The sequence below is a fragment of the Pseudoalteromonas sp. M58 genome, from assembly GCF_042604605.1.
GTDB lineage: Bacteria > Pseudomonadota > Gammaproteobacteria > Enterobacterales > Alteromonadaceae > Pseudoalteromonas > Pseudoalteromonas tetraodonis.
The window spans coordinates 3,313,513-3,339,008 of the sequence record NZ_CP152390.1 but is presented as its reverse complement, the minus strand read 5'-3'; the positions used below and the strand labels follow the sequence as shown (position 1 = coordinate 3,339,008).

The 25,496-nt window shown below is 41.9% G+C and carries 19 protein-coding genes, 3 rRNA genes and 1 pseudogene; 21 read left to right on the top strand and 2 right to left on the bottom strand.

Annotated elements, in window-relative coordinates:
- Nucleotides 1–266: 266 nt before the first annotated feature.
- From mnmG to rrf, 20 genes and pseudogenes are all read left to right on the top strand, one after another.
- Nucleotides 267–2,156, top strand: coding sequence for a tRNA uridine-5-carboxymethylaminomethyl(34) synthesis enzyme MnmG (gene mnmG / locus AAGD16_RS15355; RefSeq protein ID WP_013466270.1), 1,890 nt, complete (start codon nucleotides 267–269; stop codon nucleotides 2,154–2,156).
- 15 nt (nucleotides 2,157–2,171) lie between these two features.
- On the top strand, nucleotides 2,172–2,792 hold the full coding sequence (gene rsmG, locus AAGD16_RS15350) for a 16S rRNA (guanine(527)-N(7))-methyltransferase RsmG (protein ID WP_016900012.1): 621 nt from the start codon (nucleotides 2,172–2,174) through the stop codon (nucleotides 2,790–2,792).
- Nucleotides 2,793–2,806: 14 nt separating this feature from the next.
- Nucleotides 2,807–3,592: a ParA family protein gene (locus AAGD16_RS15345; RefSeq protein ID WP_008112117.1), complete on the top strand. Its 786-nt coding sequence runs from the start codon at nucleotides 2,807–2,809 to the stop codon at nucleotides 3,590–3,592.
- Nucleotides 3,593–3,612: 20 nt separating this feature from the next.
- The gene (locus AAGD16_RS15340) at nucleotides 3,613–4,539 is read left to right on the top strand and encodes a ParB/RepB/Spo0J family partition protein (RefSeq protein ID WP_016900011.1); all 927 of its coding nucleotides are present in this window, start codon (nucleotides 3,613–3,615) and stop codon (nucleotides 4,537–4,539) included.
- Between the two features lie 142 nt (nucleotides 4,540–4,681).
- Nucleotides 4,682–5,062 carry an ATP synthase subunit I gene (locus tag AAGD16_RS15335; protein ID WP_013466267.1) on the top strand — a complete coding sequence of 127 codons (381 nt, stop codon included), beginning with the start codon at nucleotides 4,682–4,684 and terminating at the stop codon, nucleotides 5,060–5,062.
- Nucleotides 5,063–5,077: 15 nt separating this feature from the next.
- Entirely contained in the window at nucleotides 5,078–5,935 is an 858-nt protein-coding gene (atpB, locus tag AAGD16_RS15330; RefSeq protein ID WP_013466266.1) for a F0F1 ATP synthase subunit A, read from the top strand.
- A 53-nt stretch (nucleotides 5,936–5,988) separates the two neighbouring features.
- Nucleotides 5,989–6,222, top strand: coding sequence for a F0F1 ATP synthase subunit C (atpE, locus tag AAGD16_RS15325; protein WP_004335261.1), 234 nt, complete (start codon nucleotides 5,989–5,991; stop codon nucleotides 6,220–6,222).
- Nucleotides 6,223–6,263: 41 nt separating this feature from the next.
- A complete protein-coding gene (atpF, locus tag AAGD16_RS15320; protein WP_016900010.1) occupies nucleotides 6,264–6,734 on the top strand; it encodes a F0F1 ATP synthase subunit B in 471 nt (156 codons plus the stop codon).
- 16 nt (nucleotides 6,735–6,750) lie between these two features.
- Nucleotides 6,751–7,284, top strand: a complete 534-nt coding sequence (gene atpH / locus AAGD16_RS15315; RefSeq protein ID WP_016900009.1) for a F0F1 ATP synthase subunit delta — start codon at nucleotides 6,751–6,753, stop codon at nucleotides 7,282–7,284.
- Nucleotides 7,285–7,298: 14 nt separating this feature from the next.
- Entirely contained in the window at nucleotides 7,299–8,840 is a 1,542-nt protein-coding gene (gene atpA / locus AAGD16_RS15310) for a F0F1 ATP synthase subunit alpha (RefSeq protein ID WP_013466263.1), read from the top strand.
- Nucleotides 8,841–8,899: 59 nt separating this feature from the next.
- Complete coding sequence (gene atpG / locus AAGD16_RS15305) at nucleotides 8,900–9,760, top strand: F0F1 ATP synthase subunit gamma (protein WP_008464174.1); 861 nt, start codon at nucleotides 8,900–8,902, stop codon at nucleotides 9,758–9,760.
- A 33-nt stretch (nucleotides 9,761–9,793) separates the two neighbouring features.
- Nucleotides 9,794–11,179 carry a F0F1 ATP synthase subunit beta gene (gene atpD / locus AAGD16_RS15300; protein ID WP_008464175.1) on the top strand — a complete coding sequence of 462 codons (1,386 nt, stop codon included), beginning with the start codon at nucleotides 9,794–9,796 and terminating at the stop codon, nucleotides 11,177–11,179.
- Nucleotides 11,180–11,192: 13 nt separating this feature from the next.
- Nucleotides 11,193–11,615, top strand: a complete 423-nt coding sequence (locus AAGD16_RS15295; RefSeq protein WP_008464176.1) for a F0F1 ATP synthase subunit epsilon — start codon at nucleotides 11,193–11,195, stop codon at nucleotides 11,613–11,615.
- Between the two features lie 298 nt (nucleotides 11,616–11,913).
- Nucleotides 11,914–13,272 carry a bifunctional UDP-N-acetylglucosamine diphosphorylase/glucosamine-1-phosphate N-acetyltransferase GlmU gene (gene glmU, locus AAGD16_RS15290; protein WP_096038891.1) on the top strand — a complete coding sequence of 453 codons (1,359 nt, stop codon included), beginning with the start codon at nucleotides 11,914–11,916 and terminating at the stop codon, nucleotides 13,270–13,272.
- Nucleotides 13,273–13,729: 457 nt separating this feature from the next.
- A complete protein-coding gene (locus AAGD16_RS15285) occupies nucleotides 13,730–14,317 on the top strand; it encodes a DUF1240 domain-containing protein (RefSeq protein WP_244186365.1) in 588 nt (195 codons plus the stop codon).
- A 124-nt stretch (nucleotides 14,318–14,441) separates the two neighbouring features.
- Complete coding sequence (locus tag AAGD16_RS15280; protein ID WP_377112840.1) at nucleotides 14,442–15,047, top strand: DUF1240 domain-containing protein; 606 nt, start codon at nucleotides 14,442–14,444, stop codon at nucleotides 15,045–15,047.
- An 80-nt stretch (nucleotides 15,048–15,127) separates the two neighbouring features.
- A pseudogene (locus AAGD16_RS15275) lies at nucleotides 15,128–15,615 on the top strand (collagen-like protein); the annotation flags it as partial.
- A 607-nt stretch (nucleotides 15,616–16,222) separates the two neighbouring features.
- Nucleotides 16,223–17,758 (top strand): 16S ribosomal RNA (locus tag AAGD16_RS15270).
- 294 nt (nucleotides 17,759–18,052) lie between these two features.
- A 23S ribosomal RNA gene (locus AAGD16_RS15265) occupies nucleotides 18,053–20,953 on the top strand.
- A gap of 132 nt (nucleotides 20,954–21,085) precedes the next feature.
- A 5S ribosomal RNA gene (gene rrf / locus AAGD16_RS15260) occupies nucleotides 21,086–21,200 on the top strand.
- Together the 16S, 23S and 5S rRNA genes form the textbook arrangement of a ribosomal RNA operon.
- A gap of 542 nt (nucleotides 21,201–21,742) precedes the next feature.
- Here the strand turns inward: rrf and AAGD16_RS15255 are convergent.
- Together AAGD16_RS15255 and AAGD16_RS15250 are read right to left on the bottom strand one after the other, a co-directional pair.
- Nucleotides 21,743–23,014 (bottom strand): LysM peptidoglycan-binding domain-containing protein, encoded by a 1,272-nt coding sequence (locus tag AAGD16_RS15255; RefSeq protein WP_377112837.1) that lies wholly within the window; start codon nucleotides 23,012–23,014, stop codon nucleotides 21,743–21,745.
- A 66-nt stretch (nucleotides 23,015–23,080) separates the two neighbouring features.
- On the bottom strand, nucleotides 23,081–23,944 hold the full coding sequence (locus AAGD16_RS15250; RefSeq protein ID WP_377114841.1) for a LytR/AlgR family response regulator transcription factor: 864 nt from the start codon (nucleotides 23,942–23,944) through the stop codon (nucleotides 23,081–23,083).
- A 182-nt stretch (nucleotides 23,945–24,126) separates the two neighbouring features.
- On the opposite strand from AAGD16_RS15250, the gene AAGD16_RS15245 reads away from it, so the two are divergent.
- The gene (locus AAGD16_RS15245) at nucleotides 24,127–25,407 is read left to right on the top strand and encodes an acyltransferase family protein (protein WP_377112834.1); all 1,281 of its coding nucleotides are present in this window, start codon (nucleotides 24,127–24,129) and stop codon (nucleotides 25,405–25,407) included.
- The last annotated feature ends 89 nt before the right edge of the window (nucleotides 25,408–25,496 follow it).

Here is a 25,496-nt window from a genome sequence, read left to right as displayed (position 1 = left end):
GCTTATTTACCTGAAGATCCGATCATATTAACACCTTTAGATCCGATCTAATTATATGTTTTTAATCATGATCTAAAGCTTATCAACAGAAAAGCTGATCAGTAGTAGTAATAGTATTAAAAGATCTCTTTAAAAGATCCTTTATATTATTAGAGATCACTTACTTAGATCTTGAGCACTGTTTAATCATTTATCTTCTGCTAATTTCTAGGTAGAATACGCTCCCTTTTGAAGTTTACTGGTTTGATTTAAGTAGGATCCCATTAATGATTTTTCACGAAAATTTTGACGTTATCGTAGTAGGTGGTGGACATGCTGGCACTGAAGCCGCATTGGCAGCTGCCCGTATGGGGATGAATACCCTGCTGCTGACTCACAATATGGATACCCTTGGTCAAATGTCTTGTAACCCAGCGATTGGTGGCATTGGCAAAGGCCACTTAGTTAAAGAAATTGATGCTCTTGGTGGCGCAATGGCTCAGGCTATTGACAAAGGCGGGATCCAATTCCGTACGCTTAATTCTTCTAAAGGCCCTGCTGTACGAGCTACTCGTGCTCAAGCGGATCGTGCTTTGTACAAAGCGGCTATTCAGAACACACTTCAAAACCAAGAAAACTTAAAGATTTTTCAACAATCATGTGATGATCTTATCGTTGAAAACAACCGTGTAACAGGTGTCGTTACCCAAATGGGTCTGCGTTTCAGTGCTCCTAGTGTAGTACTAACCGTAGGCACATTCTTAGGTGGCCAAATTCATATCGGTCTTGAAAACTTTAAAGGTGGCCGTGCAGGCGATCCACCTTCAATTGCATTGGCTGATCGTTTACGCGAACTTCCATTTAGAGTGGATCGTTTAAAAACAGGCACACCACCACGTATTGATGCACGCACTGTTGATTTTTCTAAAATGCAAGAACAACCAGGTGATGCACCAACACCGGTATTCTCATTTATGGGTAAACAAAGTGATCACCCACAACAAATTCCGTGTTACATCACTTACACAAATGAAAAAACACATGATGTTATTCGCAAAAACTTACATCGCTCACCTATGTACTCAGGTGTTATCGAAGGAATAGGCCCACGTTACTGTCCGTCTATTGAAGATAAAATTGTCCGTTTTGCTGATAAAGATAAGCACCAGATATTTGTAGAGCCAGAAGGCTTAACGTCATACGAGTTATATCCTAACGGTATTTCAACCAGCTTACCGTTCGATGTGCAGTTAGAAATTGTGCAATCGATCACCGGATTTGAAAATGCACATATTTGTCGTCCTGGCTACGCTATTGAATATGACTTTTTTGATCCGCGCGACTTAAAACAATCATTAGAAACTAAATTTATTGATGGTTTATTTTTTGCTGGTCAGATTAATGGTACGACCGGTTACGAAGAAGCGGGCGCACAAGGTCTGATCGCAGGTATGAATGCGGCATTACAAGTGCAAGGCAAAGAGTCGTGGACGCCACGTCGTGATGAAGCCTATGTTGGCGTACTAATTGACGACCTAGCAACACTGGGTACAAAAGAACCGTACCGCATGTTTACTAGCCGTGCTGAATACCGTTTGTTACTACGTGAAGACAACGCTGATATACGTTTAACTGAAAAAGGCCGTGAATTAGGTTTAGTTAACGATGAACGTTGGCAAGCATTCAACGAAAAAATGGAAGTGATCGCTAAAGAGAAACAGCGTATTAAAGATACCTGGATCCATAAAGATCATGCGGTTGTTGATCAAGTAAATGAATTACTAAAAACGCCACTTGTGCGTGAAGCCAGCTTAGAAGAATTATTACGCCGACCTGAAGTGCGTTATAACGACTTGATGGCTATTGAAGGACTCGGATCTGAGTTTACCAATAAGGCCGCCTTAGAGCAGGTTGAAATTCATACTAAGTACGCAGGTTACATTGCACGCCAGCAAGATGAGATCAATAAGCAGCTTCGTCATGAAGAAACAATTTTACCAAAAGAGTTTGATTATAAAACCGTCTCTGGTTTATCAAATGAGGTTGTTGCTAAGCTAATTGATGCTCGTCCAGACACTATTGGTCAAGCTTCGCGTATTTCTGGTATCACCCCAGCGGCGATTTCGCTATTATTAGTGTATCTGAAGAAGCAAGGCTTGTTGCGCAAAACTGCGTAACGGTAAAGGTACATTGTGTTACAGCAACAATTAACAACTTTGTTAGCGCAAACTGATATTGCGCTAACACAAAAACAACAGCAACAACTTGTTCGCTATGTCGAATTACTCGATAAGTGGAATAAAGCCTATAATTTAACCTCAGTACGTTTACCTCAAGAAATGATGGTTAAACATATAATGGATAGCTTAGTTGTTGCGCCTCACTTGACCGGTCATCAATATATTGATGTTGGCACAGGTCCTGGTTTACCGGGCATAGTGTTAGCTATTGCCTTACCCGATACGCAGTTTGTCTTATTAGATAGTTTAGGTAAACGTGTACGTTTTTTAATGCATGTTAAACATGAGCTTGGCCTTGATAATGTGACCCCTGTGCAGTCAAGAGTTGAAGAATATCAACCAAGTGTTAAATTAGATGGCGTACTAAGTCGTGCATTTGCATCGTTACAAGATATGATTGACTGGTGTTCGCACTTAATCGATCATTCAGGTAAGTTCATTGCACTTAAAGGGGTATTTCCAAGTGAGGAATTAGATTCACTCCCTGCTGGTGTTAAGTTTGAGCAAAAAATTGCATTAGAAGTACCCGATTTAGATGCACAACGACATTTAATAATTCTTTCTAAAGACTAGGGATCAGAGACACTGTGGCAAAAGTCATCGCATTAGCAAATCAAAAAGGCGGAGTAGGTAAAACGACCACTGCCGTTAATCTCGCTGCATCTATGGCTGCAACGAAACGTAAAGTGCTGTTAATAGATCTCGATCCGCAAGGCAATGCGACCATGGGCAGTGGCGTCGACAAATATGGTGACGTCCCTACTATCTATGATTTACTCATAGAAGATAAGCCTATTGATGAGGTGATTATTAAAGAAACCTCAGGCGAGTATCATATGATTGCTGCAAACGGCGATGTGACCGCTGCAGAAGTTAAGCTGATGGAATTATTTGCTCGCGAAGTACGCTTACGCAATGCACTTGAAAAAATTCAGGATCAGTACGAGTTTATTTTTATAGACTGCCCACCTTCTTTAAATATGTTAACCGTTAATGCCATGGCCGCTGCCGATTCTATTTTAGTCCCTATGCAATGTGAATATTATGCATTGGAAGGATTAACCGCATTAATGGACACGATTACGCAACTTGCTAAGTTAGTTAATCCTAACTTACAGATTGAAGGCATACTTCGTACTATGTACGATCCGCGTAATCGATTAGCAAATGATGTATCAGAACAATTAAAACAACATTTTGGCGATAAAGTATACCGTACGGTGATCCCACGTAATGTTCGACTTGCAGAAGCCCCAAGTTTTGGCGCACCGGCAATGTACTACGATCGAGCATCAAGTGGTGCGAAAGCGTATTTAGCTCTCGCGGGTGAAATGCTACGCAGAAAAGAAAAAACAACTCCCGTTGTCGCCTAACTTTGAGGTAAAAAAATAACATGTCTGCTAAAAAACGAGGTTTAGGCCGAGGACTCGATGCACTTTTAAGTTCATCTAAACCTGCACCAAGCGAAAGCAAGGAACACGACAGCGCCAATGTAACAAACGCAGTTGAAAATGCGGCACAGCCTAGCAACAGTGAATTACAAAAACTACCCATCGAGTTTTTACACTCAGGGAAATACCAACCTCGTAAAGACATGTCTGAAGAGGCACTTGAAGAACTCGCCAGTTCAATTCGTTCACAAGGGATAATTCAACCGATTGTTGTGCGCCCAGTTGCGCATAACAGTTATGAAATTATTGCTGGTGAACGTCGTTGGCGCGCTGCTCAAATTGCCAAGCTTGAGTTTGTACCGTGTATTATTAAAGATGTACCCGATGAAGCGGCCGTTGCTATTGCCCTAATTGAAAATATTCAGCGTGAAGACTTAAACGCCATGGAAGAAGCGATAGCGCTTAATCGCTTGCTTAATGAGTTTGAGTTAACGCATCAACAAGTGGCGGATGCAGTTGGTAAATCGCGTACGACCGTGACTAACTTATTACGCTTAAATAATCTTAATAACGATGTAAAGATATTGTTAGAGCATGGTGACATTGAAATGGGTCACGCTCGTTGCTTATTAGCACTTGAAGGTGAAGTGCAATCAGATGCAGCCCGTTTAGCTGTTGCGAAAGCATTGACCGTTCGCGAAACTGAAAAGCTAGTGCGCTCTATTTTAGAGCCTGCTCCAGCAAAAGAAGTGATAGAAAAAGACCCAGATGTTAAACAGTTAGAGCAACAACTTGCTGATAACCTAGGGGCAAAAGTAGAAATAAATTACAACAAAAAAGGCAAAGGGAAGTTGGTTATTTCTTACACTAATCTTGACGAGTTAGACGGTATTTTAAACCGTATCAATCAAGACTATTCCCACCATTAATTCATTGGATGTCTAAAAAGGGACATTTACAGCGATTTTGTGTTACAAAGCACCTACTCAAGTTGCAAAACTGGCAGGATTAAGTATAATTTCGCCAGTTTTCATACCCTGACAATTAGAGCGTCATAAAGGTTAATTAAAAGTGACTAATAAGTTAGCAGGCCCGTATAGGCTTGCCGCATTAAAATTAATTTGCCTTCAGGGATTTGTAGCCCTTTTAGCTGCACTAATAATTTTTATAGGTTGGGAAACCAATGCCGCACTTTCAGCATTAGCTGGTGGCGCTGTCGCAGTACTTCCTAACTTTGTATTTGCGCTTTATGCATTCAGATATATGGGTGCAAGTCGAGCAAATCAAGCGTATGCCTCGTTGAAACGCGGCAACGGATTAAAATTTATGCTAACAATCGTTTTGTTTGCACTAATGCTAAAGCTTTATCCGGTAGTTTTATTACCTTTCTTTTGTGCTTATGTGTTGGTGTTGTTTACAGGATTGTTTACACCCGTTTTTTTTAAACATTAACTTTTGGGATATAACATGGCTGCAGAAGAAGTTACTCTATCTAGCCATATTCAGCACCACTTAACCAATGCTAAGATGTGCTCGACCGACGCTGGTCTTGCCTTCAATAAAGCATGTACGGATAGTGGCTTCTGGACATGGCATGTAGATACCCTCGCATGGTCTATCGGACTAGGTCTAATATTTTTATGGATCTTCCGTAGTGCCGCAAAAAAATCAACTCTGGGTGTACCTGGGAAATTTCAGTGTTTCATTGAAATGGTTGTTGAGTTCGTTGGCGACAACGTACGCGATACCTTCCACGGTAAAAGTAAGCTAATTGCACCATTAGCATTAACAATATTCGTGTGGATATTCTTAATGAACTTAATGGATTTAATCCCAGTTGACTTCCTACCAGCATTTGCCGGATTTGTTGGCGAAACTGCGTTTGGTATGGATTCACACGACGTATACATGAAAATTGTACCAACTACAGATATCAACATGACAGCAGCACTTGCGCTGGGCGTGTTCATTCTAATGATTGGTTACTCAATAAAAATAAAGGGTATCGGCGGTTTTATTAAAGAACTAACACTTCATCCGTTTAGTTCAAACAATACAGCTATGCAGATTCTTTTAATCCCATTTAACCTATTACTAGAGCTTATCGCATTGGTTTCTAAGCCGTTTTCACTGGCACTGCGTTTGTTCGGTAACTTATATGCAGGTGAGTTAATCTTCATCCTTATCGGTGCAATAGGTTTAATGCAACTACCGTTACACTTTGTGTGGGCTGTATTCCATATCTTGGTAATTGTATTGCAAGCATTCGTATTTATGATGCTTACAATCGTATACCTAAGCATGGCAAGTTCGGATAATCACTAATTTATAACTTTTAATTTTTACTTTTAATTACAATTGAAACTTTGGAGAAAAAAATGGAACTAGTATTAGGTCTTAAGTACATCGCAGTAGCTTTACTTATCGGCTTCGGTGCAATCGGTACAGCAATCGGTTTTGGTAACATGGGCGGTAAATTCCTTGAAGCATGTGCGCGTCAACCTGAGCTTGCACCATCGCTACAAGTTAAAATGTTTATCCTTGCTGGTCTAATCGATGCTGTAGCAATGATTGGTGTTGGTATCGCGATGGTATTGTTGTTCGTACTTTAATTTTATTTTTTGAACAGCTTACTATTTAAGGAGGAGCGGTTGTGAACTTAAACGCCACTCTTATCGGTGAATTAATTGCGTTTACGGTGTTCGTATTATTTTGTATGAAATACGTATGGCCACCACTAAACGGTGCAATTGAAGCTCGCCAGAAGAAAATCGAAGATGGTTTAGCTGCCTCTGATAGAGCCGAAAAAGACTTAGAACTTGCGCAACACAAAGCTGCAGAACAGCTTAAAGATGCAAAGGCTCAAGCGGCTGATATCATTGATCAAGCTAAAAAGCGTGCCGTGCTAATCGTTGACGAAGAAACTGTTCGTGGTCAGCAAGAGCGTGAAAAAATTATTGCTCAAGGGCACTCTGAAATTGAATCAGAGCGTAACCGTGTGACAGAAGAGCTACGTAAGAAAGTAGCAACTCTGGCTGTGGTTGGCGCAGAAAGAATTTTAGAGCGCGAAATCAATCAAGCCGCACATAGTGACATCGTTGAAAAACTTGTCGCTGAGCTGTAATTAGGAGGGTATGAGCATGTCTGAATTGACTACTATCGCTCGCCCATACGCTAAAGCGGCTTTTGAACTTGCCGTTGAAAAAGGCACCATTGAAAGTTGGAATGACATGTTGTTCTTTGCTGGCCACGTTGCCAGCAATGAACAGGCATCAACCATTTTAGCTGGATTGCCTACTGCTACTGCACAAGCTGAGTTATTTATTAACTTATGTGGTGAGCAGCTCAACGAACAAGGTCAGAACCTAGTTAAGGTGATGGCTGAAAATGGACGTTTGATTGCACTACCTGAAGTTGCTCATTTATTTTCTGCTTTAAAAGCAGACTATGACAAAGAAATCGATATTGACGTGATTTCGGCAACGCCTCTTGCTGCAGCGCAGCAAGAATCATTGGTAGCGGCACTTGAAAAACGTTTCGCACGCAAAGTTAAGCTGAATTGTAGTGAAGACGCTACAGTTGTTGGCGGCCTTATTATCAAGGCGGGTGACACTGTAATTGACGGCTCTTTACGCGGTAAATTAAATCGCTTAGCCACAACACTACAATCGTAATTGGGAAAAAGAGCATGCAACTTAATTCCACTGAAATTTCAGATCTGATCAAACAACGTATTGAGAAGTTCGAAGTTGTAAGTGAAGCTCGTAACGAAGGTACAATTGTATCTGTTACTGACGGTATCATTCGCATCCACGGTCTAGCTGACTGTATGCAAGGTGAGATGATTGAGCTTCCTGGCAACCGTTATGCTATCGCACTAAACCTTGAGCGCGACTCAATTGGTGCAGTAGTAATGGGTCCTTACGCTGACCTTACAGAAGGCGTAAAAGTATACACAACTGGTCGTATTTTAGAAGTTCCTGTTGGTGCGGGTCTACTTGGTCGTGTTGTAAACACACTAGGTGCTCCTATCGATGGTAAAGGCGCTTTAGATAACGACGGGTTTGAACCTGTAGAAAAAATTGCACCAGGTGTAATCGAGCGTCAATCAGTAGATGAGCCAGTGCAAACTGGTTACAAATCTATCGATGCTATGATCCCAGTTGGTCGTGGTCAGCGTGAGCTTGTTATCGGTGACCGCCAAACAGGTAAAACTGCACTAGCAATCGATGCAATCATCAACCAAAAAGACACAGGCGTTAAGTGTGTGTACGTAGCGGTTGGTCAAAAAGCATCTACTATTGCTAACGTAGTACGTAAATTAGAAGAGCACGGTGCACTTGCAAATACTATCGTAGTTGTAGCATCTGCTTCTGAATCTGCGGCACTTCAGTACTTAGCACCGTTCTCGGGCTGTACTATGGGTGAATACTTCCGTGACCGTGGTGAAAACGCATTAATCGTATATGATGATTTATCTAAGCAAGCTGTTGCTTACCGTCAAATCTCATTGCTACTTAAGCGTCCACCAGGCCGTGAAGCATACCCAGGTGACGTATTCTACCTTCACTCGCGTCTTTTAGAGCGTGCATCACGTGTAAACACTGATTACGTTGAAAAATTCACTAACGGTGAAGTGAAAGGTAAAACAGGTTCATTGACGGCATTGCCTATCATTGAAACTCAAGGCGGCGACGTTTCTGCGTTCGTACCGACAAACGTTATCTCTATCACCGATGGTCAGATCTTCTTAGAAACTGACTTATTCAACTCAGGTATCCGTCCGGCAGTAAATGCTGGTATCTCGGTATCGCGTGTTGGTGGTGCTGCACAAACTAAAATCGTTAAGAAACTAGGTGGCGGTATCCGTCTAGCCCTAGCTCAGTACCGTGAATTAGCTGCGTTCTCGCAGTTCGCGTCTGACCTTGATGATGCTACTCGTGCTCAACTTGAGCATGGTGAGCGTGTAACAGAGCTAATGAAGCAGAAACAGTACGCGCCAATGTCTGTTGCTGAAATGTCTTTGTCGTTATTCGCAGCTGAGAAAGGTTACTTAAAAGACATCGAAATCGCTAAAATTATGGATTTCGAAGCGGCTTTACTTTCTTACGCAAATAGCACATACGCAGAGCTTATGGCTCAAATCAATGAAACTGGTAACTACAACGCCGAGATCGAAGCGCAGCTTAAAGAACTTCTAGAGAAGTTCAAGTCTACGCAAACTTGGTAATTTAGTTATTAATGGTGTGCTTTATATCTTAAAGCACACCTTGATTCGGAGAGAGAGTCATGGCCAGCGGAAAAGAGATTAAAAGCAAGATCGGCAGTATTAAAAATACTCAAAAGATCACTAGCGCAATGGAAATGGTTGCTGCGTCTAAAATGAAAAAGGCGCAAGAACGAGTGGCTTCAAGCCGTCCATACGCTGAAAAATTACGTAAAGTGATTGGTCGTGTTGCTCAAGCAAATCTTGATTTTACTCACCCGTTCTTAGAAGAACGTGAAGTAAAACGAGTTGGTTATATTGTTATCTCTACTGACCGTGGTCTGTGTGGCGGTTTAAACTCAAACGAGTTTAAAAAAGTCGCATTAGAGATTAAAGCGTGGAAAGAAAAAGGCGTAGATGCTGATTTTGCTACTTTAGGTAGTAAAGCAGCTGGCTTCTTTCAACGTTTTGGTGGTCAAGTACTTGCTAAAAAAGCAGGTCTTGGAGATAAGCCTTCAGTACAGGACGTAATTGGTCCAGTAAAAATAATGCTAGATGCATTCTCTGAAGGTAAAATTGACCGTTTATTCCTGGTATATAACAACTTTGTTAATACCATGAAGCAAGAGCCAATAGTAGATCAGTTACTCCCTTTGCCAAAAGCTGAAGAAGAAGTATCTACACATGCGTGGGATTACTTATATGAACCAAACCCAGAGGCTATTTTAGAGTCTTTGTTAGTACGTTTCATTGAGTCTCAAGTATACCAAGGTGTAGTTGAAAACGCTGCCTCTGAACAGGCTGCCCGCATGGTTGCAATGAAAGCTGCAACTGATAATGCCGGTGACCTTATGGATGAGTTACAGCTTGTATATAACAAAGCTCGCCAAGCAGCAATCACACAAGAAATTAGTGAGATTTGTTCTGGTTCAGCAGCAGTTTAATGCTTCAGGCAAAGATTAACGAGAGGAATAGACATGAGTTTAGGTAAGGTCGTCCAAATTATCGGCGCCGTTGTGGATATCGAATTTCCACAAGACAGCGTGCCAGCCGTATATGACGCGCTAAAAGTAACAGATGGCGATTTAGCTGGTTTGACTTTAGAAGTTCAACAGCAGCTAGGTGGCGGTGTGGTACGTACTATCGCACTAGGTACTACAGACGGTTTACGTCGTGGTGCTGCAGTAGCAAACACAGGCGAAGCAATTCAAGTTCCAGTTGGTACTAAGACCCTAGGTCGTATCATGAACGTACTTGGTGAGCCAATTGATGAAGCAGGTCCAATCGGTGAAGACGAGCGTATGTCTATCCACCGTGCAGCACCTACTTACGAAGAGCAATCAAGCTCAGTAGAACTTTTAGAAACGGGTATCAAGGTAATCGACCTTGTATGTCCATTCGCTAAAGGTGGTAAAGTTGGTTTATTCGGTGGTGCCGGTGTTGGTAAAACCGTAAACATGATGGAACTTATCCGTAACATCGCAATCGAGCACAGCGGTTACTCAGTATTCGCAGGTGTTGGTGAGCGTACTCGTGAGGGTAACGATTTCTACCATGAAATGAACGATTCAAACGTACTTGATAAAGTATCGCTTGTATACGGTCAGATGAACGAGCCACCGGGTAACCGTTTACGCGTAGCGTTAACAGGTCTTACTATGGCTGAGAAGTTCCGTGACGAAGGTCGTGACGTACTTTTCTTCGTAGATAACATCTACCGTTACACACTTGCGGGTACAGAAGTATCAGCACTTCTTGGTCGTATGCCATCAGCGGTAGGTTACCAGCCTACACTTGCTGAAGAAATGGGTGTACTTCAAGAGCGTATCGCATCTACTAAGACGGGTTCAATTACTTCAATCCAAGCGGTATACGTACCTGCGGATGATTTAACGGATCCATCTCCAGCAACAACGTTTGCTCACTTAGATGCAACAGTGGTACTTTCACGTGATATCGCATCACTAGGTATCTACCCAGCGGTAGACCCTCTTGATTCATCTTCACGTCAGCTTGATCCACAAGTAATCGGTGAAGAGCACTACGGTATAGCGCGCGGCGTTCAAACAGTTCTTCAGCGTTACAAAGAGCTTAAAGACATCATCGCGATTCTAGGTATGGACGAGCTTTCTGACGAAGATAAGCAACTTGTATCTCGTGCACGTAAAATCCAGCGTTTCCTATCTCAGCCATTCTTCGTGGCAGAGGTATTTACAGGTGCGCCAGGTAAATACGTTTCACTTAAAGACACAATTGCAGGCTTCAAAGGTATCTTAAACGGTGAGTTTGATGATATGCCAGAGCAAGCGTTCTACATGGTTGGCTCTATCGAAGAAGCTCAAGAAAAAGCCAAAAGCATGTAATTAGGAGGGTAGTATGGCAGCTATGACTGTACATCTTGATGTAGTAAGTGCTGAAGAGAAATTATTTTCTGGTTTAGTAGAATCTATTCAAGTATCTGGTAGTGAAGGTGAGTTAGGTGTTAACGCCGGTCACGCCCCACTACTAACTGCCCTTAAACCTGGTATGGTACGTTTAGTTAAGCAATTTGGTGAAGAAGAACTCATCTATATTGCTGGCGGTACACTAGAAGTTCAACCGAACATAGTGACCGTACTTGCTGATACAGCTGTTCGTGGTGAAGACCTGGACGAGAAAGCTGCAGAGCAAGCTAAGCGTGACGCTGAAGCCCAAATGGCAAAAGGCGCATCTGCTGAACTTGATTACAATCAAGCAGCAATGCAACTAGCTGAAGCAATTGCTCAGCTACGCATTATTCAGCAATTACGTAAAAAGTAAGCCTATCTGGTTTTTAAAAGCCCACTTTATGTGGGCTTTTTTGTGCCACTAACTAACTACTTCAGCCTATCTGTAAATAAATTGATCGTTATGGCTAATATCTCATCATTATTACTTATATCTGCACGCGATCCTCGCTACAATAACCCTATTCTATTAGGTGTTACTTTGCTTAAGTTAAGATTCAGTAGTCATTGCTTAGCCTACTGAGTATTTGCACATGATGTGACTTACGTAATCTACTATGCAGCACACTTATTCTATTAAGCTAAAACAACGGAAAAAGGAAATTGTTTTAATGTCTTTAACAACGGTTATTCTTGCAGCGGGTAAAGGTACTCGTATGCGCTCTGCTCTTCCTAAGGTACTGCATAAAGTGGCAGGTAAACCTATGGTGCAACACGTTATCGATAATGCCAACGCGCTAGGTGCTACATCGACTAACTTAGTTTATGGTCATGGCGGCGAACTATTACAACAACAATTAGCCGATAATAACGTAAATTGGGTACTGCAAGCTGAGCAGCTAGGTACAGGCCACGCAGTGGCACAAGCAAACCCTCATATTAACGACGACGATACCGTACTGGTTTTATACGGTGACGTACCTTTAACTAAGCAATCGACACTTGAACGTTTATTAGCAGCAACACCTAAAAATGGCTTAGCAGTATTAACCGTTAATCTAGCAAACCCAAATGGTTATGGGCGTATGCTACGTGTTGATGGCAAGCTAGTGGGTATTGTTGAACAAAAAGATGCCAATGCAGAGCAGTTACTTATTAACGAAGTAAACACCGGCATTATGGCGGTAAATGGTAAGCTTTTAAAAACATGGTTAGGTAATTTGTCTAACAATAATGCCCAAGGCGAATACTACCTAACAGATATAGTCGCTATGGCGCACAGTGAAGGTGTAGAAATTACATCAGCACAACCAGATCACCCAATGGAAGTTGAAGGTGCAAATAACCGCGTACAACTTGCAGGATTAGAGCGTGCTTATCAAGCATGGCAAGCAGAAGAGCTGATGCTAAATGGTGCAACTCTTGCCGACCCTGCTCGCATAGATGTACGTGGCGACGTTAAAACAGGTGAAGATGTCCTCATAGATATCAACGTTATTTTTGAAGGTACAGTAACCTTAGGTAATAACGTACAAATTGGCCCTAACTGCGTACTTAAAAACTGTAGCATCGGCGATAATGTTGTTATTAAAGCCAATACATTGATTGAAGATGCATCAGTTGCGGCTAAATGTACACTCGGTCCATACGCCCGCCTTCGCCCAGGTGCAATAATGGAAGAAGACTCTCACATTGGCAACTTTGTCGAAATGAAAAAAACCCGTTTAGGTAAAGGCTCTAAAGCAAACCACTTAAGTTACTTAGGTGATGCTGAAATTGGCGAGAAAGTGAATATTGGCGCAGGCACGATTACCTGTAACTACGATGGTGTGAATAAAGCGAAAACCATTATTGGCGATAATGCCTTTATTGGCTCTAACTCATCACTGGTTGCTCCTGTAAATATTGGTGCTACAGCAACTGTAGGTGCAGGTTCTGTTATTACCAATACCGTCGCGGATGATCAGTTAGCCGTAGCACGTGGCAAGCAACGCAATTTAGATGGTTGGAAACGCCCAGTTAAAAAATAGTAATGACCATTACTTATTAAATATTTAAAGCGAGTTTTATAACTCGCTTTTTTATTGCCTAAATATTCTTAATTAATTAGATTATTCAATGACGGATTAAAATATAACTCAAGGAGGGTGCTACATGTCAGCTTATGCTCGCCGGGCAATTGTTGAAAGACAACTCGAAAGCCAGTTAAGAAGTGTTCTATCAGTAATAGTCTTATTTTAATTCAAATAAACTCAACTATTTTACCTTTAGCTATAGTTGTGACGGTTGGACTTCTTTTTACGTACTTTTTTCAGATACATCTGAGTACTCGGAGTTTTTAGCTCTCCAGCTTGTTAAGATTGAAAACAAATTAAAAGAAAAGTCTATTTTTATTAATAGTAAAAGAGAAGATTTTAATAAAGCACTGAGTGAAGATTCTTATGGAGTATTCGGTACATTATTTGGGGTTCCGAGCATAAAAATATTATGAAAATATTTAAATGGGAAAAAGTAAGTGAGAGTGATAGAAACTTCGCTTTTAAAGAATTATGTATAAATTTGTTAGGGCCTATCGTAATTTGCATTCTTTGCTTTGCTCTAATTTATACCGTCATATCAGAAATTAGTTTACTGGAAGATGTTGGGTCTAGTTCTTTTATTAAAGAAAAAAGTGGAAAGGTTCTTTTACTTTTTTTCTTTTTCCCTTTTTCTTTATTTTTTTTAGCTTCTATTCAGAAGTTATTAAATTATAAATCTGAATACTTAATGGCAGGTTTTGTTAAAGGGTTGTTTATTGCATTATCTTTATTTTTTTTGCTAGTAATCCCCTTTAACTTGTATGTAGAGTCATATATAAAAAGCAATGGCTATACTTATTGTAATTGGTATACACAACCTTCAGTTCGTGCCCCTGATGTTTGGTTGAAAAACGATGAGTTATGCTTACAAGATGGTTCTGTAATCACTAGTGATATTTATGATTGGTTTGAAATGCATAATGAAAAAAGAATTGAGCCAACACTTAATGAACTTGAAGTTTTTATACAAGAAACTAGAGCAGAGTATAATCGTTAAAATTAACTCAAAATTGCTGCTGTCATTTTTATTTAAAATAACCAGATAAGCTAAATAATTTTATAAAAGGATTCTTCTGGCTTCCAGAGGTAAATTTCACCCTAATAAAAATGAGCTATAAACAATGCCTATTTTAGAATGGGAAAAATCCGAGGAACGTTTTACAGAACAAAGCTTCGAGCATAAATTAACTGTTGTGATAGGCCTGTTTGCTTTTATATTATTTACAATTGCTTTATTTTATTTCTCTTATTATGGGCTTGTTGAAAATGTTTATTTTGATGAGTCGCTTTATTATATTCGAGAAAGCGGCTTGTTGGCTCCGATAATAGTAATGGCTCCATTTCCTGTTTTAATGACAATTGCAGGTTTACAAAAAGTATTGAACTTCCGCAATGAAAAAACAATAAGGTTAATGGTAAAGCTTATGCTGCGCGCAATACCTTTATATATAATTTTATCTATTGCTAATAGTTTTTATATTGAGTCTAAATTAACACTCGAGGGATATAGCTTTTGTAATTGGTATACCAGTCCATCATTAAGAGGTCCCGATGTTTGGCTAAAAAATGATGAATTATGCCTACAGGGTGGTTCCGTCATAATCAGTGATGTTACCGATTGGTTTGAACAGAAAAACCAACAAGGTATTGAACCTTCCGTTGATGAGTTAAAAGAGTTTATAAAAATAACTCGAAAAATGCGCGATGATTATATAAATAATATGTAGCGGCCAGTCCGTTTTAATGAGTAACAGGCCAAGCCCTATTAAAGCGAGTTTTATAACTCGCTTTTTTATTGCCTAGCTACAACTCGAATAACGACGGCCAATACGAATCGCTTTATGTCTATGGCGCACGCTCATTTACCATTTGGGATAGCAATGGGCTGGTGGTGTTTGACTCAGGCGATCAAATTGCACGAGTAACCGCTTCTGCTCATGGCAATGCATTCAATAATAACGAAGATGAAAACAAAGGCGATACTCGCTCAGATGATAAAGGGGCGGAACCCGAAGCGCTAACATTAGGTAAGGTTGGCGATAGGTTGTTTGCTTTTGTTGGCTTAGAGCGTATGGGCGCAATAATGGTGTTTGATATAACCAACCTTACAATGTGAAATTTCAAGATTACTTCTATAATCGTGGTTTAGAACCAAGTGCAGATATAAGTGGCGACCTTGCTCCTGAAGGAATTACATTTGTTCCTGCAGCGCAAAGTGCAACAAACGAAGCACTGCTTATAGTCGGTAATGAAATCTCAGGCTCAATTGCCGTATGGGAAATAACAACTCAGTAATTAGTAAAGTTTTAAGTAAAAGCGATGTAGCGGTTATCTATAAATCGCTTTTACTTCCTCCCCTCTCAATAATCATGCCTTATGTGAATGCTTTTTAATCAAAAACAGCCCTGTAGCCCTTTTTTTGTATGGTTATTGTACTAAATTGAAATTAATTTAATAAAACTGAAATAAAGCATTGACCCTCTCCAGAATATCCCTATAATGCGCATCCACTGACCCGGCAGGCAGCAATGAAAAGCGCTGAACAAACGGTAAGTGAGTCGAGTAAAACTTAGCTTTTAAATCTTTTAAAAGAAACTAAAAATTAAGTGTTGACAAAAAAATAGGAAAGCGTAATATGCGCAGCCCTAGCGAGATAAAGTTAAGCGCTTTAATCGCAACGTTCTTTAACAATATAAAGCAATCATCTGTGTGGGCACTCGTACAGATTGAGTTCTAACAGCCAAGCTACTTAGGTAGTGAGGCAAGCAAATTTAGAGTCTCAATTGAACTGAGTGACCAACAGAATAGTTACTTAGGTAATTATTCAGCACAGTCAATTCAATATCGAAAGATATTAAATAAATTCAGAATTCATTGAGCTGTCGAAAGACAAAAAACTTTTTAATTGAAGAGTTTGATCATGGCTCAGATTGAACGCTGGCGGCAGGCCTAACACATGCAAGTCGAGCGGTAACATTTCTAGCTTGCTAGAAGATGACGAGCGGCGGACGGGTGAGTAATGCTTGGGAACATGCCTTGAGGTGGGGGACAACAGTTGGAAACGACTGCTAATACCGCATAATGTCTACGGACCAAAGGGGGCTTCGGCTCTCGCCTTTAGATTGGCCCAAGTGGGATTAGCTAGTTGGTGAGGTAGGCTCACCAAGGCGACGATCCCTAGCTGGTTTGAGAGGATGATCAGCCACACTGGGACTGAGACACGGCCCAGACTCCTACGGGAGGCAGCAGTGGGGAATATTGCACAATGGGCGCAAGCCTGATGCAGCCATGCCGCGTGTGTGAAGAAGGCCTTCGGGTTGTAAAGCACTTTCAGTCAGGAGGAAAGGTTAGTAGTTAATACCTGCTAGCTGTGACGTTACTGACAGAAGAAGCACCGGCTAACTCCGTGCCAGCAGCCGCGGTAATACGGAGGGTGCGAGCGTTAATCGGAATTACTGGGCGTAAAGCGTACGCAGGCGGTTTGTTAAGCGAGATGTGAAAGCCCCGGGCTCAACCTGGGAACTGCATTTCGAACTGGCAAACTAGAGTGTGATAGAGGGTGGTAGAATTTCAGGTGTAGCGGTGAAATGCGTAGAGATCTGAAGGAATACCGATGGCGAAGGCAGCCACCTGGGTCAACACTGACGCTCATGTACGAAAGCGTGGGGAGCAAACAGGATTAGATACCCTGGTAGTCCACGCCGTAAACGATGTCTACTAGAAGCTCGGAACCTCGGTTCTGTTTTTCAAAGCTAACGCATTAAGTAGACCGCCTGGGGAGTACGGCCGCAAGGTTAAAACTCAAATGAATTGACGGGGGCCCGCACAAGCGGTGGAGCATGTGGTTTAATTCGATGCAACGCGAAGAACCTTACCTACACTTGACATACAGAGAACTTACTAGAGATAGTTTGGTGCCTTCGGGAGCTCTGATACAGGTGCTGCATGGCTGTCGTCAGCTCGTGTTGTGAGATGTTGGGTTAAGTCCCGCAACGAGCGCAACCCCTATCCTTAGTTGCTAGCAGGTAATGCTGAGAACTCTAAGGAGACTGCCGGTGATAAACCGGAGGAAGGTGGGGACGACGTCAAGTCATCATGGCCCTTACGTGTAGGGCTACACACGTGCTACAATGGCGCATACAGAGTGCTGCGAACTCGCGAGAGAGAGTAAGCGAATCACTTAAAGTGCGTCGTAGTCCGGATTGGAGTCTGCAACTCGACTCCATGAAGTCGGAATCGCTAGTAATCGCGTATCAGAATGACGCGGTGAATACGTTCCCGGGCCTTGTACACACCGCCCGTCACACCATGGGAGTGGGTTGCTCCAGAAGTAGATAGTCTAACCCTCGGGAGGACGTTTACCACGGAGTGATTCATGACTGGGGTGAAGTCGTAACAAGGTAGCCCTAGGGGAACCTGGGGCTGGATCACCTCCTTATACGATTTAGAACTTATTTGTTCGTAGTGTCCACACAGATGATTGTTAGTTAGTTTGCTCTTTGAGTTTACTAATTAATATGCTCTTTAAAAATTTGGAAAAGCTGATAATAAAATTCGTATGAATACAGTGTATTTGTACAGAGTTTTCAAAAGTAAAAAAGAATGATAGCAGTATCATTCAGTGCCATTTAATAAACGTTTCGTTTGTTGATTGGTATCTCTACTTTAGTATTCAATATTAACTTCTGGCGAAGTTAAACTGTCACAAAACAAAGACCCGTTTGGGTTGTATGGTTAAGTGACTAAGCGTACACGGTGGATGCCTTGGCAGTTGGAGGCGATGAAGGACGTATTAACTTGCGATAAGCCTAGTCAAGCTAGTAAAAAGCACTTGAGACTAGGATTTCCGAATGGGGAAACCCACCTGCTTGCAGGTATCGTTAACTGAATACATAGGTTAACGAGGCGAACGCGGAGAACTGAAACATCTAAGTACCCGTAGGAAAAGAAATCAACCGAGATTCCGATAGTAGCGGCGAGCGAAATCGGAACAGCCCTTAAGCTTATTATGTGTTAATGGAAGGCTCTGGAAAGTGCCACGATACAGGGTGATAGTCCCGTACATGAAAACGCATTTTAAGTGAAATCGAGTAGGTCGGAGCACGTGAAACTTTGACTGAATATAGGTGGACCATCATCTAAGGCTAAATACTCCTAAATACTCCCAACTGACCGATAGTGAACCAGTACCGTGAGGGAAAGGCGAAAAGAACCCCTGTGAGGGGAGTGAAATAGAACCTGAAACCGTGTACGTACAAGCAGTAGGAGCCCACTTGTTGGGTGACTGCGTACCTTTTGTATAATGGGTCAGCGACTTATATTTTGTAGCGAGGTTAACCGATTAGGGTAGCCGTAGGGAAACCGAGTCTTAACTGGGCGAATAGTTGCAAGGTATAGACCCGAAACCCGGTGATCTAGCCATGGGCAGGTTGAAGGTTGAGTAACATCAACTGGAGGACCGAACCCACTAACGTTGAAAAGTTAGGGGATGACCTGTGGTTAGGAGTGAAAGGCTAATCAAACCGGGAGATAGCTGGTTCTCCCCGAAATCTATTTAGGTAGAGCCTCGGACGAATACTTACGGGGGTAGAGCACTGTTAAGGCTAGGGGGTCATCCCGACTTACCAACCCTTTGCAAACTCCGAATACCGTAAAGTAATATCCGGAGACACACGGCGGGGGTGCTAACGTCCGTCGTGAAGAGGGAAACAACCCAGACCGCCAGCTAAGGTCCCAAAGTCATAGTTAAGTGGGAAACGATGTGGAAAGGCCCAGACAGCCAGGAGGTTGGCTTAGAAGCAGCCATCCTTTAAAGAAAGCGTAATAGCTCACTGGTCGAGTCGGTCTGCGCGGAAGATGTAACGGGGCTAAACTATGCACCGAAGCTGCGGATTCAAAATTTATTTTGAGTGGTAGGGGAGCGTTCTGTAAGCGGTTGAAGGTGTACCGGGAGGTATGCTGGACGTATCAGAAGTGCGAATGCTGACATGAGTAACGATAATGCGGGTGAAAAACCCGCACGCCGGAAGACCAAGGGTTCCTATCCCATGTTAATCAGGGTAGGGTAAGTCGACCCCTAAGGCGAGGCCGAAAGGCGTAGTCGATGGGAAACGGATTAATATTTCCGTACTTGGTATAATTGCGATGGGGGGACGGAGCAGGCTAAGCAAGCATGGCGATGGTAGTCCATGTGAAAGTGTGTAGGCTAGTGACTTAGGTAAATCCGGGTTGCTGTTAGGCTGAGACACGAGACGAGTCACCAAGGTGATGAAGTTGCTGATGCCATACTTCCAGGAAAAGCCTCTAAGCTTCAGATTATACCGAATCGTACCCCAAACCGACACAGGTGGTCAGGTAGAGAATACTAAGGCGCTTGAGAGAACTCGGGTGAAGGAACTAGGCAAAATCGTACCGTAACTTCGGGAGAAGGTACGCTCCGATTGGTGATGAGACTTGCTCTCTAAGCTGATTGGAGCCGCAGTGACCAGGTGGCTGGGACTGTTTATTAAAAACACAGCACTGTGCAAAATCGCAAGATGACGTATACGGTGTGACACCTGCCCGGTGCCGGAAGGTTAATTGATGGGGTTATCTTCGGAGAAGCTCTTGATCGAAGCCCCGGTAAACGGCGGCCGTAACTATAACGGTCCTAAGGTAGCGAAATTCCTTGTCGGGTAAGTTCCGACCTGCACGAATGGTGTAACCATGGCCACGCTGTCTCCACCCGAGACTCAGTGAAATTGAAATCGCAGTGAAGATGCTGTGTACCCGCGGCTAGACGGAAAGACCCCGTGAACCTTTACTACAGCTTGGCACTGAACATTGAACCTACATGTGTAGGATAGGTGGGAGACTTAGAAGCAGAGACGCTAGTTTTTGTGGAGTCGTCCTTGAAATACCACCCTTGTAGTTTTGATGTTCTAACGTTGGCCCCTGAATCGGGGTTACGGACAGTGCCTGGTGGGTAGTTTGACTGGGGCGGTCTCCTCCCAAAGAGTAACGGAGGAGCACGAAGGTTGGCTAAGTACGGTCGGACATCGTACGGTTAGTGTAATGGTAGAAGCCAGCTTAACTGCGAGACAGACACGTCGAGCAGGTACGAAAGTAGGTCATAGTGATCCGGTGGTTCTGAATGGAAGGGCCATCGCTCAACGGATAAAAGGTACTACTGGGATAATAACAGGCTGATACCGCCCAAGAGTTCATATCGACGGCGGTGTTTGGCACCTCGATGTCGGCTCATCACATCCTGGGGCTGAAGTCGGTCCCAAGGGTATGGCTGTTCGCCATTTAAAGTGGTACGCGAGCTGGGTTTAGAACGTCGTGAGACAGTTCGGTCCCTATCTGCCGTGGGCGTTTGAGAATTGAGAGGGGTTGCTCCTAGTACGAGAGGACCGGAGTGAACGAACCGCTGGTGTTCGGGTTGTCATGCCAATGGCATTGCCCGGTAGCTACGTTCGGAACTGATAAGCGCTGAAAGCATCTAAGCGCGAAGCAGGCCTCGAGATGAGTTCTCACTAGACTTTTAAAGTCTCTGAAGGGCCGTTGAAGACTACAACGTTGATAGGCAAGATGTGGAAGTGGTGTGAGCCATTAAGCTAACTTGTACTAATTACCCGTGAGGCTTAACCATACAACGCCAAACGCGTTTTATGTGATAGTTTAAGCGAAGAAGTTAATATAACTAAAGTAGATACTTGAAGACTTTATTATCAGAATTCCAAATTTTAGTAAGCTCGATTAAATCGACCTTACACCAAATTTGCTTGGTGACAATAGCGTTTTGGACCCACCTGACCCCATGCCGAACTCAGTAGTGAAACGAAACAGCGCCGATGATAGTGTAGCATTTGCTATGTGAAAGTAGGACATTACCAGGCTCCAAATAAGAGAAACCCGTTACAGCAATGTAGCGGGTTTTTTGCTGTTTGGGATTTAATAAAAAAACCAAGAGCCCATGCCGAACTCATTAGTGGCCGCTCTCGTACATCCTGTACTTCACGGCATTCGTATTCCTATACATCAAACAAAACAGCGCGAAGGCAAGCCTCACACAAGGCCGCATCGGCACAAAGATAGTGTCGTATTTGCTATGTGGCTCTCTACCGCTGTGGGCACTACGATATTCTACTGCGTGGTCACTACGAAGGAACGCGCCGACGCCAAATATGTGCAAGCTCGAATCTAAATTTATACCAATTCGCTTAATTAAGCGGTCTATTTTGAGGCAGGAAAAACGGGTTGATAGCTAGGCAATAAATTCGCTATTTAGTTGTTCTAAATGAGAATTTTTTAACACAGATAGCGACACGTTTAGCCCCGCAAAATGATTGAGTATTATTGCGGGTTGGTATTAGGTCTTTTGAAGGGTATATGGGCTGATAAACTCATCAGTCCATATATTTAATAATCAGCGAGGTCGTTAGCGATTAGATAAGAATACAGTAAGCTTTTTACCTATTTTTAAATGGTCGCTCGAAAGGTTATTCCATTGTTTTAGTTTAGTAATACTGACTTTGTAGTGACTGGAAATTTTCCATAAGCTATCACCCGATTTAACCTGATGTTCAATTTGGGTATCGGCTAATTGAGGGAGCACAAGCTTTTGGCCAATTCTAATGGTGTTACTTTTTAGATCGTTAAACGCTTTGAGTTGGCTAATACCCACTTTGTAGCGTTTCGCTATAACACTTAAGCTATCGCCACGTTTTACTGTGTAGTGTTGCCACTGACTATAATCATTGGAATCAAGATTAGCGAGCATGTCTTTAAATTGTGTTTGTTCAGCAACTGGAACAACAATGTGGGGCGCATCAATAATTGCTGGAAAGCGGATCACACCATGGTTTAAAAATTCAAGTTGCTGCCATTGCTTTTGGTTATCTAAAATAACAGCGTCATCAATAGGCAATACTGCAATTGTTGGGCTGTTTGAAATTGTAGGAAAAGCCATTTTTTGGCTTTTTAATAATTGTGCCGCAGCTAGTAATTTTGGCACGTACTGACTGGTTTGTTTGGGCAGTTTTAAGTTGAAAAAATCAGTGGGTTTGCCTTGTTTTTTATTATTACTAATTGCTCTAAGTACACGACCTTCACCTAAGTTATAGGCTGCTATAGCGTGATACCAATCACCATCAAAGCGCCTGTGTAAATATTCCATAAAATCCAACGCTGCTCGGGTACTGTCTATTACGTCCTGACGTCCGTCATACCAAGGGGATATTTGCACTTTAAAATATTTAGCAATAGCAGGCGTTAGTTGCCACAACCCAGAGGCATGTTTATGTGAGTACGCACTGGCATCAAAGTCACTTTCAATCAACGGCATTAATGCCAACTCAATGGGTAACCCGCGTTTTTCGACTTCGTTTACAATATAGTAAAGGTAAGGTTCGGCTCGGCGGCTAATTTCATCCATATAATTTGGGTGAGATAAATACCATGCAATGCGTTGTTGTACATCTGGGTGGCTAGAATTGGCAAATGTAAGCTGCGCTCGGATGCGTTGCCACACATCATCGAGTTTCTGAGGACTTAAGGGAGCTATTTGCTCAATATTTTCGTTTTGTTCTTTAACAACAATATTTGGGTTAGCTTTAATATCAGGTTGTGAAGAGGGCTGTTCGGGTGTGGTTTCACAACCGGATAAAATTAACACTAATGGCAAAATGCGGATAAATCGATTTAAAGGCACGTACTAAACTACTCCGAAAAAATGAATGCGGCTAACCTAAAGTAGGTTAGCTTAACATAGCGTGAGTTAAGAATGACTTGTAGTTGAATTTAACAGTTCCTTAAATTGATCTTTATAGCGACGCGATAAGTTAAGTACTTTTCCTGTTGTAAGTTTTACTTCACTATCTCCACTTGCTAATGGCGTGATTGATTCAACCGCGTCTAACCTAACCGCATGAGAACGGTGAATGCGGCAAAATCCTTGTGGTTCTAACTGAGTTATAAGTTGTGTCATGGTTGCACGAAAAGGGTAAATTCGAGCGCCAATATGTAGATTTACATAATTGCCATTTGATTCAAGCCAATCTACTTCTGCTACGCGAACAATAAATTCTTTTCCCAGCTTTTTTACCAGTAGCCTGTCTAAGTTTACATGTTCAGCAGTATCTTCGCCTTGACTGATCGGGGCTGCTTCACCTGTTAATTGGCTCACGACATATTGATAGGTTTTAATAACAACAATCAAAAATAAGAATCCCCACAAATCTTTGCGGTATTCATAAAGTAACTCAAACCATACTAACCCAAAGTCATATTGCATACCCTGCACGGTGTAAATGAGTTTGCGGATAGCGACCATAATACCAATATGTAATAACGAAAAAGCAATGCTCGCTACTAAGTACAGTAATATTGAATGAGAGATTTTTTGCCAATTAAAGGGCTTAGCTTTTAATAACCAAACTAAAGCCGGAAACAATAATAAAGTGCCAATAGCACTCGAGTATTCCCACACAAAGGGCTCCCAGATCATAAAAGGAAGTGCGCCATCACGCTGGGCTTCCATAATGTTTGAGCTGGCATTAATGGTGTTGTTTATAAAAATATAACTAGATAAAAATAATGCCGCATACCATCTCTGGTAGCGCTGAAAATGCGTTAAGGAGATCATTATTATTGTTACTCTTAAAAGACCATCATTAGACTAGCAAGATAGTGATAGATCACCAAACTTATCATCCCTGATATCCACCGCTTATCCCTACTGACTGTTTTATCAGCCTTTTGTGATTGCTTAACGCAGAGTGTTGTCCATAGTTGTTATTAATTAATCGTAAGTTAAATCATTCTATGAATCTTAAAATAGTCATTAAAAATACAACACGTAAGCTATTACAGCCATGGTTAAATGTATTTAATCAGCATGATGAACTGCCAAAGCGCCGTTATGATCTTGATTGGCTACGGGTGATTGCGTTTGGTTTATTAATTTTTTACCACACCGGCATGTTATACAGTGAAAATTGGGGTTTTCATTTTAAAAGTCAGTACTTATCCAGCGGTATTGAAAACGTCATGCTTTTATTGTCGCCATGGCGGATGGGATTAATTTGGTTTATTTCCGGTGTGGCGCTGCGCTTTATTGTTGCGCGCTTTAGTCTAGGAATGTTTTTAACTACGCGAAGTGTAAAAATATTACTGCCTTTATTGTTTGGCATTTGGTTTATAGTGCCTATTCAGCTTTATGCGCAAATGAGCCAAGAGGTTGGTTTAGCTATGAGCTTTTGGCAGTTCTACAGCCAGTTTTTTGATTTAACCAACCCTTTATTTGAGCACTATCAAGCAGGTATTTGGCCACATGTTGATGTGAATCACCTTTGGTATTTACGCTCGTTATGGCAATTTACCATATTGCTGGTATTGGCTCTGCCGTTGCTTCATCACGCTACTGTGCAAGCTGTAATCACGCGTTTATGTAATAGATCGTTACTGGTGATTTTCATCACTCTGTTACTGCCGTTATGTATTTTAAAGTTAAGCTGGCCGAGTGATACATTCAGATATCCCATGGGCGCACTGTTTTTACTTTATGGTTACTTGCTTGCGTTACAGTCTGCATTTTACAGCAAATTGCTACGTCATTGGCAGGCGTTATTTGCGGTATTCGTGTTAGGTTATTTGGTAGTTGTGCTGGGTTATCACATGATTTGGCAAAACTCTGCTGCTAGCCAATGGCAAATTACCAGTATGTATATGTTGTATACCTCGCAACGATTACTCGGCGTATTATTGATGTTGGCACTAGCACAACGTTTTTTGAATCACGATCACCCTAAACTGGCTTTATTAAACTCAGCCGTATTTCCGTTTTATCTATTACATCAAAGTGTGATTATTGGCCTTGCGTTTTATTTGTCGAAGCTGCAATTAGGTGGTTTTGTGGAGCCATTACTTATACTCAGCCTCACTTTCATTATTTGTTGGCTGGTGTTTCTTGCTGCGCGCCGTATCGACTTATTAAGCCCGATGTTAGGGATTAAAGTCACAGGTAAATATAAAGCATGGCAAGTTAAAGTGGGCTTTGGTTGCGGACTAATATTGGTAAGCCCGCTGATCTTTAGGTTGATTTAGCATTAAAAATATAACTTAAAATATTTTATAAATGATTGGTTTTATGTGGTATGTGCTACAAATAAAAAGGCTACTATGTGGTTATACAA